Raw genomic sequence first — 17,448 nt, 5'->3', positions numbered from 1 at the left:
ACTCCTTAAAGACTGTTGATCAGCGTGCTGAAAATGGCTTGAGCCGCTTTGATGATCTGCGACGACGCGGTGTAGTACTGCTGGTACTTGACCAGGTTGGCCGCTTCTTCATCCAGCGACACGCCCGAAACGCTGTCGCGCGAGCTCTTGGCCTGCGTCAATACGGCGGTGGTGGCCGTGGCGTCGTTCTTGGCCTGGGCGGCCTTGGAACCGACGGTGGTGATCATGCTGCTGTTGGCAGCGCTCAGGCTCATGCCCGTGCCGTTGCCCGCCGCGGTGTCCACCGTCTGCTTGGTCTGCAGGGCCAGGGTCGATTCTGCGTTGCGGTTATCGTTCGAACCGGCGCCGGTCAGGGCAATGCTGTAGGTGTCGCCGCTTTCGGGGCTGCCGGAAATGTTCAGGCCGATCTTGTACGACTGGGCCGCGCCGGCCGAATCGGTATACCCCACGTTCAGCGTCAGGTCATTGCTGGCGCCGGGCACGATGAAACCGGTGACCGGGTTGCCGGAGGCGTCCGTCACCGCAGCGCCGTTGGCGTTGAGCAAGGTGTACGACTGGGAACCGTCCGCCTGCTTGTCGCCCATCACCAGGCGCATCGGCGTGGAGGCCTTCATCGCATTGCGCAGGTCGGTCGTGGCGGTGCTGTTGTAGATGTTGACCGGTGTGTCCAGGCTCGGTTGCGAGAAGGTCCCCGTCCCCTTGTTAGCCCCGGCTGTACCGGTCAACGGCGCGGCGGTGGCAATGTCTTTCGGGTCGGTCATGACCATCTGGATGCCGCTGGCGGCATTGCCGGTCGGGCTGATCTTGAAACTGTCGCCAGTCTGCACGGTGCCGCTCAGGGTCATCGAGAACCCGTCGATGACCGGGGGCGGTGTGGTGCCGGTGTCGTAAGAGCCCATGGCCTTGCCGTCCGGCAGGCGCTTGACGCTGTAGCCGGTGGCGCTGGTGAAGGTCACCTGGTAATCATTGGTGGTCAGCGCGCCGGTGTTGGAAATGGTCACGTTGAGGTTGCCCGAACCGGAGCTGTTGCCCTGTGCGGCAATACTGCGTTGCGCGATCAGGCTCGGGTCGTTGATGCTCAGGAACAGGTTGGAGCCGAAATCGCCATTGGCGTCCACCCCCTGGTTCAGCTGCTGGTTGACCTGATCGGACGTCACCAGCGCCAGGCGGCCCAGCTCGTTGGCGGCCGGTTGCAGCACGTCACTGCGATAGCGCAGCAGGCCGCCCAGCGTACCGCCCGTGACCACACCCGAGACGTCGACGTCGCTGTTCTGGTAATTGAGCTTGAGCGCGTACACAGTCGGGTCGCTGTCGCTGGGCACCGCACTCAGCACATTGGCCTTGCTGCCGGTGACCAGCGGCTGGCCGGTGCCGATGTAGACGTCATAGTTGCCGTTGGTTTCGACAACCTTGGCGCCCACCAGCTCGTTGAGCTGGCGAACCGCTTCGTTGCGCGAGTCCAGCAGTGTGTTGGGCTGGCCGCCAGACGACTGCGCCGCAGTGATCTGCTTGTTCAGATCGGCGATCGACGAGGCCAGTGCATTGACCTGCCCGGCCACCGCGGTGAGTTGGGTGTTGATCCCGGCGTTCTGATCCTTCATCTGCTGCGAGATGTTGTTGAACTGCGCGGTCAACGCCTTGGCCGTGGTCAGGAAATTCTGCCGGGCCGACGAATCCGTGGGCGTTTTCGACAGGGATTGCAGGCTGGTGAAGAAGTTGCCCAGCACGGTGCTGATGCCGGTCGAACTGTTCGACAGGATCGAATCCAGCTTGCTGGCCTGTCCCAGGTACGCCTGGGCATCGGAATCCAGCGAGGTACTGGTCTGCAATTGGGTATCCAGGAAGCCGTTGTAGATCCGACGCACGTCAGACAGCGTGGTACCGGTGCCGATGAAACCGACCCCGATATTCTGCTGCGCACCTGCGGTGGTCATCACTTGCTGGCGCGAATAGCCCAGCGTATCAACGTTCGCAGTGTTGTTGCCGATGGTGGTCATCGCTGCACTGCTGGCGTTCAGCCCTGAAAGCCCGATTGAAATCAGTGACATGGTTCAAACCTTATAAAGTCGTGGAAGAGACCGGCGCGGCGGCGTAGCTCTGGTAACTCTTCATCTGTTTCGCTATTTGAGAAATCTTGCTGGCGTAGTCCGGGTCCGTGGCGTAACCGGCCTTCTGCAGCTCTTTCACAAACTGTTCCGGGTTATCGGCCGATTTGAGCGTGGCTTGATAGCGATTGTTGTTCTGCAGGAAGCTCACCAGGTCGTGGAAGCTATCGGCATAAGACTGATAAGAGCGGAAGTCCGCCGTCTCCTTGACCATCTTGCCGTCGCGGAACTCACTGGTGATCGCGCGCGCCTCTGGCCCCTGCCAGCCGCCCTGAGCCTTGATGCCGAAGAGGTTATGGCTGCTGCTGCCATCGGATTGACGCATGATCGATTTACCCCAACCGGTTTCCAGCGCCGCCTGGGCGACGAGTACCGTGGGATCGACGCCGATGCGTGCTGCTGCGTCCTGAGCCAGCGGCAGCATGGTGTTGACGAAATCATCGGCGCTGGCGAACGCGGACTTGGCCGGCGCGAGCGGTGTCTGCACACGGTTGCGTACATAGGCGTCGGCCTGCGCCGTATAGCCAGGGCCGATGGTCCAGTCGCCGTTGGTGCCCGCCCGCTTGGCGGCGGCCACTGCAGTGGACACGGCAATCCGGTTTTTCAACGTGGTGGCCCCACTGGCGGCCGTGTCCTGTGTAGCCGCGGTATTCGGCACGATGCCGGCCATGATCCGGTCCGCCAGCTTGCTTGGCAGCGCCAGACGACGGGCATTGAGCGCTGCTACGTCGTTGTGCGGTGTGCCATCGGCTGTGGCGGCGGGGGCTACTGAACGCGACGCCCACAGGGGGCGCTGGGCGATGCGGGTGGCCAACCCCTGGGGCTGCACGGCGGGATCCGACCCAGGCGTCGCGGCGCTCTGCGGCGCGGGGGCGACGTCGGTGGTCTTGGTCTTGGACAGCTGGCGCATGAGCACGTCTTGCAAACCGATACCGCCACCCTCGCGGGACAGGCTCACCGATAACTGCTGGTCGTACATGTCCTGGTACTGGCGCGTGGCATCGCTGTTGAGCGGGTTGTCCTTGGCCAGCACTTCGTTGGCCGAACGCATGGCCTTGAGCATCTGGCTGACGAACAGGGACTCGAACTCCTGCGCCACCTTCTTCAGGTTCGCTTCGCTTTCGCGATCGCCGTGCTTCAAGGAGGCCAGGCGATTGAGGTCGGTATACGCCCCCGAATCGACTGTGCTCGTCCCGCCACTTGGAATGCTCATGCCTGTTCCTTCTGAACCAAACGCCTTAAATCACGATCAGGTCGGCTTGCAACGCGCCCGCCTGTTTCAACGCTTCGAGAATCGCCATCAAGTCACCCGGCGCTGCGCCCACTTGGTTGACGGCCCGCACGATTTCATCAAGCGTCGTGCCCGGCCCGAACTTGAACATCGGGTGCATTTCCTGCTGAGCGTTGATCTTCGAACGCGGGACCACTGCGGTCTGGCCGTTGGAAAACGCTCCCGGCTGACTGACCACCGGGTCTTCGGTGATGGTCACGGTCAGGCTGCCGTGGGTCACGGCGGCAGGCGAGACTTTGACGTTCTGGCCGATGACGATGGTGCCAGTGCGCGAGTTGATGATGACTTTGGCCGAGGTCTGGCCCGGATCGATCTCCAGGTTCTCCAGCACCGACAGGTAATCGACGCGCTGGTTAGGGTCCAACGGCGCCGTCACCCGTACCGAACCGCCGTCCACTGCCTGGGCGACGCCAGGGCCGAGCATGTCGTTGATCTTGTCGACGATGCGTTTGGCCGTGGTGAAGTCATTGCGGTTCAGGTTGAGGGTCAGCGAATTGCCTTGGTTGAAACCGCTCGGCACCGCACGCTCGACCGATGCCCCGCCTGGAATGCGGCCCGAGGACGGCACGTTGACGGTGATCTTGGAACCATCACGGCCTTCGGCATCGAAGCCGCCCACCACCAGGTTGCCTTGCGCCACGGCATAGACGTTGCCATCGATCCCCTTGAGCGGCGTCATCAGCAGGCTGCCGCCACGCAGGCTTTTCGAGTTACCGATGGACGACACGGTGATGTCGATCTGCTGACCTGGCTTGGCGAAGGGTGGCAAGTCGGCGTAGACCGCCACAGCCGCAACGTTTTTCAGTTGCACCGTGCCCGACCCTGGCGGCACCTTGATGCCGAACTGGGAGAGCATGTTGTTGAAAGTCTGCAGGGTAAACGGCGTCTGGGTGGTCTGGTCACCGGTACCGTTCAGGCCCACCACCAGACCGTAGCCGATCAATTGGTTGGTCCGCACGCCGGAAATACTGGCAATGTCCTTCAGACGCTCGGCCTGTACCGCGCCGACCGCCGTGAGAGAGAGCAACGCTGCCGCTATCAGTTGCTTGAAGGTGATCATGGCTATCCCGCTATCAGAATGGGAACAACGGGCTGAGGAAGAATCGGTCGAACCAGCCTGGCTGGCTGGAATCGGCGAAGGCTCCGGTACCGGAATAGGTAATACGGGCATCGGCCACGCGCGTGGACGATACGGTGTTGTCGGTGGCGATGTCGTCGGCACGGATGAGGCCGGCAATGCGCACCAGCTCGTCACCGGTGTTGAGGGTCATCCACTTCTCGCCGCGCACCGCCAGAATGCCGTTGGGCAGCACGTCCGCTACGGTCACGGTGATCGAACCGGTCAGGCTGTTGCTCTGCGCTGCCTTGCCGTCGCCCTTGGTGGCACGGTCGCCTTCGTAACCGGCGTCCAGGCTCAGGTTGCCGCCGCCCACCGGGTTATTGGTGCTCACGCCAGCACCGAACAGCGAGGTCAGGCCCAGGCTGGTTTTGCTGGTCTTGCTCAGGCTGGAGTTGGCCGCCTTGCTGGCCGCCATCCGCTCGGACAGGGTAATGGTGATGATGTCACCGACCCGGTACGCCTTGCGGTCGCCATACAGGTTTTGCTCGAAACCGGCCTGATAGATCGAACCGTTGTTCGCCGCTGCGGGCAGCGGCGTTCGTGGCAACACCGGCGCGTAGTAAGGGTCATTGGGTTTGGCCGAAGGCGCAACGCAACCTGTCAGCAACGCGAGACCGCAAAGCGGGGCTGCAAACAGGGAAAGCCGCAGTACAGAAAGCCGTTTCATGACACTTAAAACCTCGCGGTGTAGCAGGCGCTTTTCGGGCGCCCCATCGAATTGATTCGTTGTTTCCTGGCAATCCATCAGGGGAGTCAGTCTTCCATTACAGGTTCTGGGTGACGTATTGCAGCATCGAGTCGGCGGTCGAAATCACCTTGGAGTTCATTTCGTACGCACGCTGCGTAGTGATCATGTTCACCAACTCTTCCACGGTGCTGACGTTGGAGTTTTCCAGCGTGTTCTGCTTGACCACGCCCAGCCCGTTCAAGCCAGGGGTGCCGACCTGCGGCGCGCCGCTGGAAGCGGTTTCCAGGTACAGGTTGCCGCCCTGGGATTGCAGGCCGGCCGGGTTGATGAAGTCGGCGGTCTGAATGTTGCCGATGACTTGCGGCGTGGCGGTGGCGGCCGAGGTGGTGACCGAAACGGTACCGTCTTCACCGACGGTGAAGGTCTGCGAATCCTGGGGCACGACGATGGCCGGCTCCAGCGCGTAACCGTTGGCGGTCACGATCTGGCCGTTCTGATCGAGGTGGAAGGTACCGTCGCGGGTGTAAGCGAGGGTGCCATCTGGCTGACGGATCTGGAAGAAGCCACGCCCGTTGACCGCCATATCCAGCGGCTGGTTGGTGGTCTGCAGGCTGCCAGCAGTGAAGTTTTTCTGCGTGCCGACGATGCGCACACCGGTACCCAGTTGCAGACCCGAGGGCAGCTCGCTGTCCTGGGTGGATTGGGCGCCTGGCTGACGCTTGATCTGATAGAGCAGGTCCTGGAATTCGGCCCGGTCACTTTTGAAACCGGTGGTGGATACGTTGGCCAGGTTGTTCGAAATGGTCGTCAGGTTCATGTCCTGAGCGGCCAGACCGGTTTTTGCTACGTAGAGTGCCGGAAGCATTCGTTCATCTCCTCAAACGCCGAATTGTCGGCGCAAGCTGTCAGTCATTAGCCCATCTGCAAGACGCGAGCCATCGACTCGTCATCCTGCTCGGCGGTCTTCATCATCTTGACGTGCAGTTCGAACTGACGGGACAGCGCCAGCACCGAGGTCATTTCCTCGACCGCGTTGACGTTGCTCGACTGCAGAAAGCCCGATTCCACCTGCACGTTGGCATCGACCTGCGCCGGTCTGCCGTCTTTGGTGTGCATCAGTCCATCCGGGCCCTTTTCCATGTTTGCCAGGTCCGGCCGAACCAGCTTGATGCGGTCGATCTCAGCCATGACTTGCGGGCTTTCGCCCAAGGAGCGGACGCTGATGGTGCCGTCGGCGCCGATCTCGATCTGCTGCTGAGGCGGCACGGCGATCGGCCCGGCATTGCCCATGACCGGCAAACCATTGCCATCGCGCAACACGCCCAGCGCATCGATGTTCATGCTGGAGGTGCGGGTGTAGGCTTCTCCGCCGTCAGGCGTCTGGACCGCCATCCAACCATCGCCCTTGACGGCGACATCCAGTTCGCGCCCGGTGTCGATCATCGAACCCTGACTGAAATCCGTCCCGGGACGCTCGCTCATGGCATAGGCACGCGAGGGGTTGACCTCGCCAAACACGGGCATGGAGCGGGCCTGTTCGAGGTCGCGCTGAAACCCGTTGGTCGAGACGTTCGCCAGGTTGTTGGCATGCACTTTTTGCGCGACCGCGTTTTCCGACGCACCGCTCATGGCCACGTAAAGTAACTTGTCCACAGTCTTCCTCCTCCGACAGACGCTTGCCGCCTGTAGCTGTACTGGCAGGTGATTAGCAATGATCGCGCCAGTTTCTCTGCAGGCGTACAAACGGTTGATTCGCCAGTGGTTTCGGGGGCTGCGCTGTATGAAATATCGTGCGAAGTCGGCGTCGCGACAGCGGACCGCCGCTTTTCGGGCTGGGAGGTGAGAGTGCCGCCAAAAAACTTTCGTGCGAGGAGCGATTATTGCAATGATTCGCTCATCTGCTTTTCACCAACGGGAAACCGTCATGCGTTTGCGTACTGCCCTGCTCTTCGCGCTTGCCACCTGCGCCACCGCGGCCTTCGCTGCACCTGCCTCGTATTACCTGTGGCAAGGCAAGCATAAAACCGTGTGCGCCCAGACCAGCCCCGGCAAGGGCTGGACCCGGGTCAGCGGCGCGTTCGTAAGGCCCGACTGCTCCTTCTGAACCCCCGCCCTGCCCGGCCGGCCATACGCAAGCCAGGGCTGGGCGTCCGATCAGGTTGCCCTGATCAACGTCTGCATCAACTCCGCTTCCGTCGACAGGGTTTTCGAGTTGGCCTGATAAGCCGTCTGCGCCTGTATCAATTCCACCAATTCAGATTGCAAGTCGACGTTCGAGCCTTCCAGCGACTGGTTGACGATACTGCCCAACGTGCCGATACCCGGCTCTTCGTAGTTGGCAACGCCAGAATCGGCGGTTTCGATCCAGCGCGTATTGCTCATCGGCTGCAATCCCTGCTCATTGGCGAAGCTGGCAAGCATGACCTGGCCAATGACACGTTGCTGGCCATTGCTGTACCCCACCCTCATGATTCCGCTCTTGTCGATGGACAGCTTGTTGGCGCTGCCCGCCGCATACCCGTCGACAAACACCCCAGAAGAGCCCGTCGCCGCCCGGAACTGGCTCAGCTTGTTCATGTCCAGCACGATACCGCCGCCATCGCCAGTGGCGCCGTTACTGCCCCAGCGCCCGCCGACCTTGTTGCCCTCAACGGGCTTGGCAGGCACCCAGCCACTCAGCGTCAATTTGCCATTGCTCGCCACCAGGCCAGGTCCACCCGTGAGTGTTTGCATCGTGCCGTCGGCGTTGAACAACACACTGGCAGTCAACGGATCAGTGCTCTCAGGATCCTGCGGATTGCGACCATCGATCAGCACGTGCATTTTCCAGCTGTTGCTGCCGTCCTTGACGAAGTACTGCGTCAATTCATGGCGAACGCCCAGGCTGTCAAAAACGGCGCTGGTGAAGGGCTTGTTATAGGTGGAAACGTCGGCCCGATCAAAAGCCGGTACCGGGCGGGGCATGACAGGGTCGCCGGGGTTGAGCAACGCACCATTGGCATCGTTGAGCGGCAAGGCGATAGCGCCGGTGTTGGCAGCCGGACTCGGCACCCAATTGCCATTGACCTTGATTGCAGGCTGCCAGCCATACAGTGCCAGATCACCACTCTTTTCCAGCTTGACGGCTGCCTGATTGCCGGTCAGATGCAGATTGCCATTAGGCAGCTTGCGTATGCCCACCTCCAGAGGCGTAGTGGTCGACGGATCGAGCGGGTTCACGCCATCAATCAGGAGGTAGGACGTCCAGTTGTTATCGTCGAGCTTGACGAAATACTGCGTCAGCTCGTGGTCCTGCGGCGGCACTGCAGCCCTGGGCGCAACCGCGATCACCTCGTTGCCTTTCGCATCCTTGCCCTTGACCTCCTTCACCTCCGGTACCCCCGCGTCCTGAATGGTCTGGGTCGTCATGCGCGTCCAGGTACGCGGGTCGTTCACGTTGAAAGTCGGGACAGCCGCCAGCGACGCTTCGGCGGAATCCAGGTTGATTGTCTGCTCCACCTTGCTGGTGGCCTTGGGCGCCAAGTTGGCATTGTCGATCTGAAGATCGGTACGCACACCCCGAATCACCTCGCCGTCAGCGGTCACCGCATACCCCTGCAACCGGCTGCCTTGGGCGTCCACGATGTAGTTTTCGGCGTCCTTGAGAAATGCGCCAGAACGCCCATAACTGATCGCGCCGTTGTCACTCATGACGAAAAAACCCTTCCCCTGAATCCGCATGTCCAACGCTCGTCCCGTATCGGACATCACGCCGCCTGCCTTGAAGTTCTGCGAAACATTGGCCAGACGCACCCCATCACCGACGGCATTGCCGCTGCCAAGCATCGATGAGGAATAGACGGCAGAGAACTCCGCCCGAGAGGATTTAAAGCCTGTTGTACCGACGTTGGCGATGTTGTTGCCCGCCACTTCCATTCGTTTATGGGCTGCATTCAACCCGGCAACCGCAATATTGAATGACATGAACACTCCCTGAGTCGTCAGCGACGACACTTGCGTCAATGCATGGATTTATTCGCGGGCAAAGGAATGCGCTCGGGTGTTGTTCGATCCGACGACATTCATTTGTCAGCGCGTTCGATCATCGCAAACACGGGAGTGGGAAATTTCTGGGTCGGGGGTGGGACGGCTCTTGATGTTTTTTCGGTGGGGAAGATCGTCGCCAGGCGTGCGGAGTGTGGGCTGCACGAATGAAAAAGCCCCTCGAAAGAGGGGCTCAGGGTGAAGCCTGTTCAAAGGACCGTGATCAGGTCATCTGGATGGTCGTCTGCAGGATGGTGCTCTCGGTCGAAATCGTTTTTGCGTTCGCCTGATAGTTACTTTGCGCCTTGATCAGTTGAACCAGTTCGCCGGTCAGGTCAACGTTGGATTCTTCCAGCGCCGATCCGGTAATGCTGCCCAGCGTACCCGACTCCGGCGCACCCGTGACCGGGATGCCCGACGCATAGGTTTGACGCCACATGGTGCCACCAGCCGGGGCCAGGCCCTGGGCGTTGGCGAATGTGGTCAGCGCCACTTGACCGATCACTTTGGACTGCCCGTTGGTGTAGTTGGCGAACAGGTTGCCACTGGAGTCCACGTTCATCGCGCTGATCTGGCCGGTGTAGTTACCGTCCTGGGTCTTGGAGATCGCGCCGCCAGCAGCGTTGGTCTGCGAGGTGGCCAGCATGTCCAGTTTCATTTCCTTGGAAGAGGCACCGTTGGCCACCCAAGTGGTGGTCGAACCGACCGTCTTGCTCTGCGCCGGTACCCAGCCGTGGAGGGTGAAGGTGCCGTCCGCGTTCACAACCACGCCAGAAGTCGAGGTCGGTGCCGGGCTGGTGATCAGGTTGCCAGCCGAATCGAACTTCAGCTGAGTCTGGTCTGCCTCGACCGCCGGCTCAGTGACCGGGTCCTGCATGTTGCGACCATCGATCAACGTGTACATGGTCCAGGAGTTGGTGTCGGTCTTGCGGAAATACTGCGACAGCGTGTGCTCGTTACCCTGACTGTCGTAGATCGGGGTGCTGAACGTCGACGTGTAGGTGGTGGTGTCGGCCGGATCGAACGCCGCGCCCGTCGAAATGGGCTTGGAGGAATCCAGGTTCGATTTGATGTTGATGTCACCGGTCGCTTTCGGCGGCATGTTCGAGGTATCGACCCGCAGGTTGGTCAGCACACCGGTCATCACGTTGCCGTTGGCATCGACGCCGTAGCCCTGCAGGTTGTTGCCGTTGTTGTCGATGATGTTGCCAGCGCTGTCGGTATGGAAATTACCGGCGCGGGTGTACAGCTTCTCGCCATTGTTGCTCAGCTGGAAGAAGCCGTTGCCGTTGATGGCCAGGTCCAGGTCGCGCCCGGTGCCCGTGGTCAGGGTGCCCTGCGTAAATTGCTGGGTCACCGCAGCGGTGTACACGCCGCTGCCGACGTTGGTACCGCCCGAGGTACCACGGATGGATTGGGCGTATTGGTCAGCGAATTCCGCGCGGGACGCCTTGAAGCCGACCGTCGCGACGTTGGCAATGTTGTTGCCCGCGACGTCGAGGCTTTTGTTCGCTGCGTAGAGCCCACTCAGACCGATATTGAAAGACATACTTCACTCCTGCGCCGTCGAGTCGGCTCTAGATCCCGATTTGTTGAACTTTGGACAAGGCAATGTTGGTGCCGTCGGCCAGATTGAGAGTCATTGCGCTGCCTGCCGAGCCCATGGTGACACTGGTCACCGTCGCGGGCAGGTAGGTGGTCAAGCCCGTCTTGGTGCCGTCCAGGGTGCCTTGCGCCTTGAAGCTGTAGTTGCCCGATGCCAGAGTATTGCCGGCCTCGTCCTTGCCATCCCAGGTAAAGCTGGCCTTGCCCGCCTTCTGCTCGCCCAGATCGATGGTGCGCACCACGCTGCCCGTACTGTCGTAGACGCTGACGGTGGTCAGGGTACTGGTCGAAGGCAGCACGACCTGGCCGGTCATTTCTTTGGCGGTGTCGACGTGGGTCGATCCGCCGTCGACGATCACCGAGCGGCCCACGAGGGACGAGGCCTGCAACGCTTGCGAGGACTGATACATGCCGCCGATCGCATCGACCGAGGTGTTCAGGTTCTGGATGGATTCCAGACTGCTGAACTGCGCCAGCTGCGCGACGAACTGGCTGTTGTCCTGTGGATCGAGCGGGTTCTGGTTCTGCATCTGGGTCACCAGCAATTGCAGAAACGCGTCTTTGCCCAGGCTGTTGGCACCTGTGGTGCTGTCGCCCGTCTTGTCCGACGTGGGCTTCTGCAGCGACTTGATGTAGTCGCTGGCGCTGGTGTCGTTGGTAACGGTCATTGCATGCGCCCCTTATCACTGACCCAGGGTCAGGACCTTCTGCATCATTGTTTTGGCGGTGTTCATGATTTCCGCGTTGGTCTGGAACGAACGGCTGGCCGAGATCATGTCGGCCATCTCATTGACCACGTTGACGTTCGGGTAATAGACATAGCCGTTCTTGTCAGCGGCCGGGTGATTGGGCTCGTAACGCGCTTCCAGGTTGGAAGGGTCTTCGATGATGCCCGCCACTTGTACCCCGGTGCCGGCCTGGCCCTGCTCTTCGAACAGCGAAGCACTGCCACCGGCTTGTTGGCCCTGGAACACAGTGGCGAACACCGGGTGCCGCGCGCGGTAGGTCTTGTCCAAGCTGGAGGAGACCGTTTCGGCGTTGGCGATGTTACTGGCGACGGTGTTCAGGCGAGTGTTCTGGGCACTCATGCCACTACCGGCAATATTGAAAACACTGGACAGGGACATGAATTATTCTCCGCGCAGGGCCGAAACCAGCCCTTTGAACTTACTGTTGAGCAAGGTGAAGCTGGCCTGGAAACCGACGGCGTTCTCGGCGTAGTTGGCGTTCTCCACCTGAGCATCGACGGTGTTCTGGTCCAGCGACGGCTGCGAGGGCGTGCGGTACAGCAAGCTCGCTTCGCCGGTGTCCATCCCTTGCGCCTCGATGTGGTGGGCGTTGGTGACATTCAGCGCAAAGGTACCGTTCTTGGCCTTGTCGCTTTCGGCGGCCAGCACCTTGGAGAAATCCAGGTCGCGCGCCTTGTAGTTCGGCGTGTCGGCGTTGGTGATGTTGTTGGCCAGCACCTCGGCACGTTGGGCGCGGAAATTCAGCGCCTTCTCGTGAATGCCCAGTGCGTTTTCGAAGCTGATGCTCATGTCGGGAAACCTTTATCGGTTGACCAGATGTTCGTGACTGCAAGTCGTTGAGCAAGGGCCGTGCCAACTCGGCGATGCACCGTATTTGCTGGCGTTTGGGGTGGGTGGCAACCTGATATGCCAGAAAAGCGGCAAGCGATTACCGCTGTGCATGGGCAAAGCGGCAATGCCCGCGCCGATTTTTTGCCGGTTGTCGAACGCCTGATGCCTGCATTCCGCGCGCATAAAAAACCCGGCAATCCGGCCGGGTTTTCGGTAGCTCGTCGTGCGCTTCACTTAGCCTGGTAAATGATCCCAGGGCTGCATTGCACCATCTGATAATGATCCGGCAGGCCGTTCAACGCCTCCGATGCCCCGAGGAACAGGTAGCCCCCTGGCTTCAACGTGGCGTGAATGCGCAGCAGGATGTCCTTCTTGACCTCGGCGGAGAAATAGATCAACACGTTCCGACAAAACACGATGTCGAACTTGCCCAGCGCCGCATAGCTGTCCAGCAGGTTGAACGAGCGGAACTCCACGCGACTCTTGATCGGCGCCTTGACCGTCCAGCGTCCGGGCGTTTTCTGATCGAAATAGCGCTGCAACCGATCGGGCGACAGGCCCCGGCCGATCGCAAGGCTGTCGTACTCCCCTGTCTTACAGTTATTGAGCATGCTGCCGGACAGGTCCGTCGCCACAATCTGCGCGCCGGCTTTCAACAAGCCAGGGTTGCTGCGCTCGAACTCATCGATCGACATCGACAACGAGTACGGCTCCTGCCCCGAAGAGCAGGCTGCCGACCAGATCCGCGGACGCAGGCCCGGACTGGCCTTGAGCTGCTCCGGCAACACCTTGCTCTTGAGCACCTCGAACGGATAGGTGTCTCGGAACCACAGGGTTTCGTTGGTGGTCATCGCATCCACCACCTGCTCACGCAGGCCACTGCGCGGCTGGCTCTGAATGCGCTGGATCAGTTCGCCCAAGGACTTGATGCCCTGCTGCTCCATCAGCTTGTTCAGGCGGCTGGAGACCAGATATTGCTTGTTTTCACCCAGCAAAATGCCACAGGCCTTTTCCAGGAAGCCCCGGAACTGCTCAAAATCCAAATTACCTGTAGACATGCCGCCTCTCAAATCATGTGAACAGCCGAGGAAGCGTTTCCTCAGCTGATGTCCGCCGCCCTGATACGATCTACCACTCTAGCCGCAAGATCGTCCGGCCGGAACTTGGCCAGAAAATCGTCGGCGCCCACCTTCTTGACCATCGCCTGGTTGAACACGCCCGACAGCGACGTGTGCAGCACGATGTGAAGCTTCTGCATACGCGGGTCGCTGCGAATTTCGGCGGTCAAGGTGTAGCCATCCATCTCCGGCATTTCAATGTCGGAGATCATCATCAGGAATTCTTCTTCGGGCTTTTTACCCTCGTCCACCAGTTTGCGCAGGTAATCGAGTGCCTGACGACCGTCATTCAACGCCGTCACTTCGACACCCACGGTTTCCAGGCAGCGCGTGACCTGTTTCCGCGCCACCGAGGAGTCGTCCACGGTCAGCACCCGCAGGGACAGCGCCTTATGCTGGACCTCTGCACTCACCACACCTGCGGAGATATTTTCCGAGACCGGCGCCACTTCGGCGAGGATCTTCTCCACGTCGATGATTTCCACCAACTGGTTATCGATCCGGGTCACCGCCGTGAGGTAGTGATCGCGACCGGTACCCTTGGGCGGTGGATGAATGGCTTCCCAGTTCATGTTCACGATGCGTTCGACCGAATGCACCAGGAAACCCTGAATCTTGGTGTTGTATTCGGTAATGATCACAAACGCATTATCGATGTTGCTCAGCGCCTTCGAGCCGGTGGCCAGCGCCAGATCGAGGATCGGAATGGTTCCGCCCCGGATGTTCGCCACTCCGCGCACAATCGGACTGGACTTGGGCATGAGGGTAAGTTTCGGGCACTGAAGCACCTCTTTTACCTTGAACACGTTGATCCCGTACAACTGCTTGCCGTCCAGACGGAACAGCAACAGTTCAAGGCGGTTCTGCCCCACCAGTTGAGTGCGCTGGTTCACTGAATCCAAAATACCAGCCATGCACTACCCTCCCCAAAAACGACCAATTGCGCAGTGCCGGATTGGCATGCGGCACGGGCCTTGCTATCTACCCGTCATGAGCATATTAACGACAGTATCCCGACACCTGACAAGCGCCAGCCGCCATTTCTTCGGCGTGCTGGCGGTCGTGTGCCTGCTGGGCGGCGCAAATGCTTGCCGCGCAGACAATGTGACGCTGCCTGAACAACTTATCGGCGTCACCCAGGGCTTTCTTGAATTCACTGTTGAAGACTATTTGGCCACCAGTCAGACCCAGGGGCGCTACGAGATTGAAGTCAAGCAACTCGACCCTCGCCTGCGCATGCCGCATTGCGACAAGGATTTGACAGCGACCCTCGAAAGCCCCGCTCAGCCCATCGGCCGCGTGACCGTCAAACTGCGGTGCGAAGGCAGCGCACCGTGGACCGTCTTCGTGGCCGCCCAGGTGCATCTGTTTCGCAACGTGGTGACCGTTGTGCGCCCCCTCAAGCGTGACGCCATCGTGAGCGAAGGCGATGTCGCCCTTCGCGAACGCGACGTCAGCCTGTTGGGCCAAGGCTTCCTGGATTCGCTCGATCAGGCGGTCGGTCAAAAGGTGGTCCGACCAACGGTCATCGACCAGATCCTGACACCCGTTCACCTGGAACAGCCGCAAATGGTCCGCAAGGGCGATCAAGTGGTCATCAGCGCGCGCAGCGGGTCGATGAGCGTGCGCATGCCGGGTGAAGCGCTGTCCGACGGCGGTTTCAACGAGCAAATCCGGGTCAAGAACCTCAATTCCAAACGCGTGATCAAGGCCAACATCGTCGCCCCCGGGCAGGTCGAGGTGCCTATGTAACAGGGTCGATTCCTCTGGCGCCGCGCTTGCGCTTTTTCTACACTCGGAACCGTCATGCCCCCCGCGAAGTCCATTCGAGACTGTTTTCGCACGGGCCCTAAAGTTATTCCGGGTTTGGCCGAAACCAAGGCAAGCGTCCTAGAACCCAGAGGTTTTTCAATCATGGTCATCGACTTCAGTCGTTTGAATAGTTCCACTACCGTGGGCGGTACGTCTCGTACGCCCAGCACCAAGGAAGCAGGCAAAGCCGACGCCCCGGCGACGGTGAGCACGACCTCCGGTGTAAGCGGCAGCGGTGAGACAGTCAGTTTGAGCAGCGAAGCTCAGCAGTTGCAGAAGATCACTGATTCGTTGCGTGATCAGCCCGTTGTCAACAGCAGCCGCGTGGCCGAGTTGAAGCAGGCGATCGCCGATGGCAGTTACAAGGTCGACAGCAACCGAGTCGCAAGCAAACTGCTTAATTTCGAAGCCCAGCGCTAGCCCCCGGTCCGCGCAGGGGCTTCTGGACGCTTGAAACCCAGGGCATGCGATGCAAGACACTACGTTGCTTCAACTGATCACGGACGATATTGCACCCACCCAGCACCTGCTGGAGATCCTGAAGGCCGAGTCACTGGCCCTTCACGGCCGCAATATGGTCGAAATGGAACACATCCTGGCGCAGAAACAGGCGTTGGTGATCGTGCTCGAACAGCACGGACGCAGACGCAGTCAACTGCTGTCGAGCCTGGGCCTGCCCGCCAATCGCGCGGGACTCGAAGAGGTGGCCAGGCACTCGTCAGTGGGTGAGGCGTTATTGAAAGCGGGCGACGAACTGAGTGCGCTGATTGCCGAATGCCAGGCTGCGAACGAGCAGAATGGCGGTCTGATCCAGCTTCAACAGTTGACCACGGCGCAACAGCTCAGAATCCTCAACGGTGGCGACACGCCGACGCTGTATGACAGCCGGGGATCGACATCGGGCAGAGCCAGACCTCGTCCGCTTAGCCAGGCGTAAGTTCTTGTATCAAGGCGTGCAACATGATGGCAAAATGCCTCGCGTCGCACGCTGTCGTTTTTTGCCTGGAGATGGATAAACCGTGAATGCATTAAGTGCGGACGATGCGCCGCAGCCACCGAAGGTCATCACCACACCTTTGGAAATTGCTTCCACCCTGCGATTGCTGATGGACAGCCACGATCCGCTGATCATCACATTTCACGAGCGTAGCCAGCGTTTCCAGAGCTATGTCATCGAAGTCGACCGCGACAACAACCTCTTGGGCCTGGACGAAATGATCCCCCGCGACGGCGAGCGCTTCATGGCTGCGGGCGAGCCGTTCCGCGTCGAAGGCTTTCACGACGGCGTTCGGGTTGCCTGGGAATCCAAAGGCACGATGACCATCATCGATGACCCACACAGCTACAGCGGACCGCTTCCCCAAGAGGTGGTGTATCACCAGCGCCGTAATGCGTTCCGTGCCGCGTTGAAGCTGGCTTCGCTGGTGGACATCAAGCTCGATGGCGACAAGATCAAGGCGCCGCTCAGAGGCAAGCTGCTGGATATCTCGGCCACCGGCTGCAAGCTGCGTTTCGAGGGCGATGAATCCGAGCGGCTGCAACTGGGGCAAGTGTATGAGCGCTTCACCGCGGACCTGCCGATCGGCAGCATGACAACTGCGGTGGAATTGCGTCACCTGCACTTTGAAGAGCGCTTCAATACGACGTTTGCCGGTGTGCGCTTCCACAACATGAGTGGTTTGGTGCAGCGTCAGGTCGAGCGCTTCGTTTATCACCTGCAACGGGAAGCACGTCGTTTCGACAAAGACGACGATTTCTGATCGGTTGTTCTCCAAGCTCGGCGCTGGTCGCGTGTTCAAGAATGCAGCCCTCGGGTGTGAGGGCCGTTCGTATTTGTCTTGAGCGCCGCTGAGATTGGGGGCAGATCCATTTGCGCGTGGGTTTGTTTTTTGTTCCTTACGAGCGGGTCCATTTTGCCGGGACCGTTCAATGGTGTGATGAGCGCCACTGAGAATGGGGGCAGATCCGTTTGCGCGTGGACTGGGACCCAGATTTCGCTCCTTACGAGCGACTCCATTTTGTCTTGGCAAAATGGAGGAAAACCGCTTGCTCCTGGTTTGGCCCGGCTGCGCCGGGTCCCTTCCCTCCGGCGCCGCTCCATGGGCC

At 60.3% G+C, this 17,448-nt stretch carries 18 protein-coding genes; 5 read left to right on the top strand and 13 right to left on the bottom strand.

Going from position 1 to position 17,448, the window contains the following annotated elements; genetic code table 11:
* Positions 1 to 5: 5 nt before the first annotated feature.
* From flgK to N5D61_RS22675, 6 genes are all read right to left on the bottom strand, one after another.
* Positions 6 to 2,048 (bottom strand): flagellar hook-associated protein FlgK, encoded by a 2,043-nt coding sequence (gene flgK / locus N5D61_RS22700; RefSeq protein ID WP_279894281.1) that lies wholly within the window; start codon positions 2,046 to 2,048, stop codon positions 6 to 8.
* Between the two features lie 10 nt (positions 2,049 to 2,058).
* Positions 2,059 to 3,318: a flagellar assembly peptidoglycan hydrolase FlgJ gene (flgJ, locus tag N5D61_RS22695; protein WP_108240437.1), complete on the bottom strand. Its 1,260-nt coding sequence runs from the start codon at positions 3,316 to 3,318 to the stop codon at positions 2,059 to 2,061.
* A gap of 25 nt (positions 3,319 to 3,343) precedes the next feature.
* Positions 3,344 to 4,456: a flagellar basal body P-ring protein FlgI gene (locus N5D61_RS22690; protein ID WP_108240436.1), complete on the bottom strand. Its 1,113-nt coding sequence runs from the start codon at positions 4,454 to 4,456 to the stop codon at positions 3,344 to 3,346.
* Positions 4,457 to 4,469: 13 nt separating this feature from the next.
* Positions 4,470 to 5,183 (bottom strand): flagellar basal body L-ring protein FlgH, encoded by a 714-nt coding sequence (flgH, locus tag N5D61_RS22685; protein ID WP_108240450.1) that lies wholly within the window; start codon positions 5,181 to 5,183, stop codon positions 4,470 to 4,472.
* Between the two features lie 97 nt (positions 5,184 to 5,280).
* Complete coding sequence (flgG, locus tag N5D61_RS22680) at positions 5,281 to 6,069, bottom strand: flagellar basal-body rod protein FlgG (RefSeq protein ID WP_108240435.1); 789 nt, start codon at positions 6,067 to 6,069, stop codon at positions 5,281 to 5,283.
* A 47-nt stretch (positions 6,070 to 6,116) separates the two neighbouring features.
* Positions 6,117 to 6,857 (bottom strand): flagellar basal body rod protein FlgF, encoded by a 741-nt coding sequence (locus N5D61_RS22675; protein WP_108240434.1) that lies wholly within the window; start codon positions 6,855 to 6,857, stop codon positions 6,117 to 6,119.
* A 271-nt stretch (positions 6,858 to 7,128) separates the two neighbouring features.
* On the opposite strand from N5D61_RS22675, the gene N5D61_RS22670 reads away from it, so the two are divergent.
* Positions 7,129 to 7,308 (top strand): hypothetical protein, encoded by a 180-nt coding sequence (locus N5D61_RS22670; RefSeq protein WP_108240449.1) that lies wholly within the window; start codon positions 7,129 to 7,131, stop codon positions 7,306 to 7,308.
* Positions 7,309 to 7,358: 50 nt separating this feature from the next.
* Here the strand turns inward: N5D61_RS22670 and N5D61_RS22665 are convergent, their stop codons facing one another.
* The 7 genes from N5D61_RS22665 to N5D61_RS22635 form a co-directional block, all read right to left on the bottom strand.
* Positions 7,359 to 9,167, bottom strand: a complete 1,809-nt coding sequence (locus N5D61_RS22665) for a flagellar hook protein FlgE (protein WP_279894280.1) — start codon at positions 9,165 to 9,167, stop codon at positions 7,359 to 7,361.
* A gap of 283 nt (positions 9,168 to 9,450) precedes the next feature.
* A complete protein-coding gene (gene flgE / locus N5D61_RS22660) occupies positions 9,451 to 10,776 on the bottom strand; it encodes a flagellar hook protein FlgE (RefSeq protein ID WP_279894279.1) in 1,326 nt (441 codons plus the stop codon).
* 28 nt (positions 10,777 to 10,804) lie between these two features.
* Complete coding sequence (flgD, locus tag N5D61_RS22655) at positions 10,805 to 11,500, bottom strand: flagellar hook assembly protein FlgD (protein WP_108240431.1); 696 nt, start codon at positions 11,498 to 11,500, stop codon at positions 10,805 to 10,807.
* Between the two features lie 15 nt (positions 11,501 to 11,515).
* Entirely contained in the window at positions 11,516 to 11,959 is a 444-nt protein-coding gene (gene flgC / locus N5D61_RS22650; protein WP_108240430.1) for a flagellar basal body rod protein FlgC, read from the bottom strand.
* A gap of 3 nt (positions 11,960 to 11,962) precedes the next feature.
* Entirely contained in the window at positions 11,963 to 12,370 is a 408-nt protein-coding gene (flgB, locus tag N5D61_RS22645; protein WP_108240429.1) for a flagellar basal body rod protein FlgB, read from the bottom strand.
* Positions 12,371 to 12,642: 272 nt separating this feature from the next.
* Positions 12,643 to 13,470, bottom strand: a complete 828-nt coding sequence (gene cheR / locus N5D61_RS22640) for a protein-glutamate O-methyltransferase CheR (protein WP_108240427.1) — start codon at positions 13,468 to 13,470, stop codon at positions 12,643 to 12,645.
* Between the two features lie 41 nt (positions 13,471 to 13,511).
* A complete protein-coding gene (locus tag N5D61_RS22635) occupies positions 13,512 to 14,444 on the bottom strand; it encodes a chemotaxis protein CheV (protein ID WP_279894278.1) in 933 nt (310 codons plus the stop codon).
* Positions 14,445 to 14,520: 76 nt separating this feature from the next.
* On the opposite strand from N5D61_RS22635, the gene flgA reads away from it, so the two are divergent.
* The 4 genes from flgA to N5D61_RS22615 all read left to right on the top strand — a co-directional run bounded on the left by flgA (position 14,521) and on the right by N5D61_RS22615 (position 17,102).
* Positions 14,521 to 15,282 carry a flagellar basal body P-ring formation chaperone FlgA gene (gene flgA / locus N5D61_RS22630; protein WP_279894277.1) on the top strand — a complete coding sequence of 254 codons (762 nt, stop codon included), beginning with the start codon at positions 14,521 to 14,523 and terminating at the stop codon, positions 15,280 to 15,282.
* A 162-nt stretch (positions 15,283 to 15,444) separates the two neighbouring features.
* Positions 15,445 to 15,762 carry a flagellar biosynthesis anti-sigma factor FlgM gene (gene flgM / locus N5D61_RS22625; RefSeq protein ID WP_108240424.1) on the top strand — a complete coding sequence of 106 codons (318 nt, stop codon included), beginning with the start codon at positions 15,445 to 15,447 and terminating at the stop codon, positions 15,760 to 15,762.
* Positions 15,763 to 15,811: 49 nt separating this feature from the next.
* Positions 15,812 to 16,279 (top strand): flagellar protein FlgN, encoded by a 468-nt coding sequence (locus N5D61_RS22620; protein WP_108240423.1) that lies wholly within the window; start codon positions 15,812 to 15,814, stop codon positions 16,277 to 16,279.
* A gap of 82 nt (positions 16,280 to 16,361) precedes the next feature.
* A complete protein-coding gene (locus tag N5D61_RS22615; RefSeq protein ID WP_279894276.1) occupies positions 16,362 to 17,102 on the top strand; it encodes a flagellar brake protein in 741 nt (246 codons plus the stop codon).
* Positions 17,103 to 17,448: the final 346 nt, after the last annotated feature.

Origin of the sequence: Pseudomonas sp. GD03842 (assembly GCF_029841165.1) — a bacterium.
Taxonomy (GTDB): Bacteria; Pseudomonadota; Gammaproteobacteria; order Pseudomonadales; family Pseudomonadaceae; genus Aquipseudomonas.
This window is presented reverse-complemented; position numbering and strand designations above follow the sequence as displayed.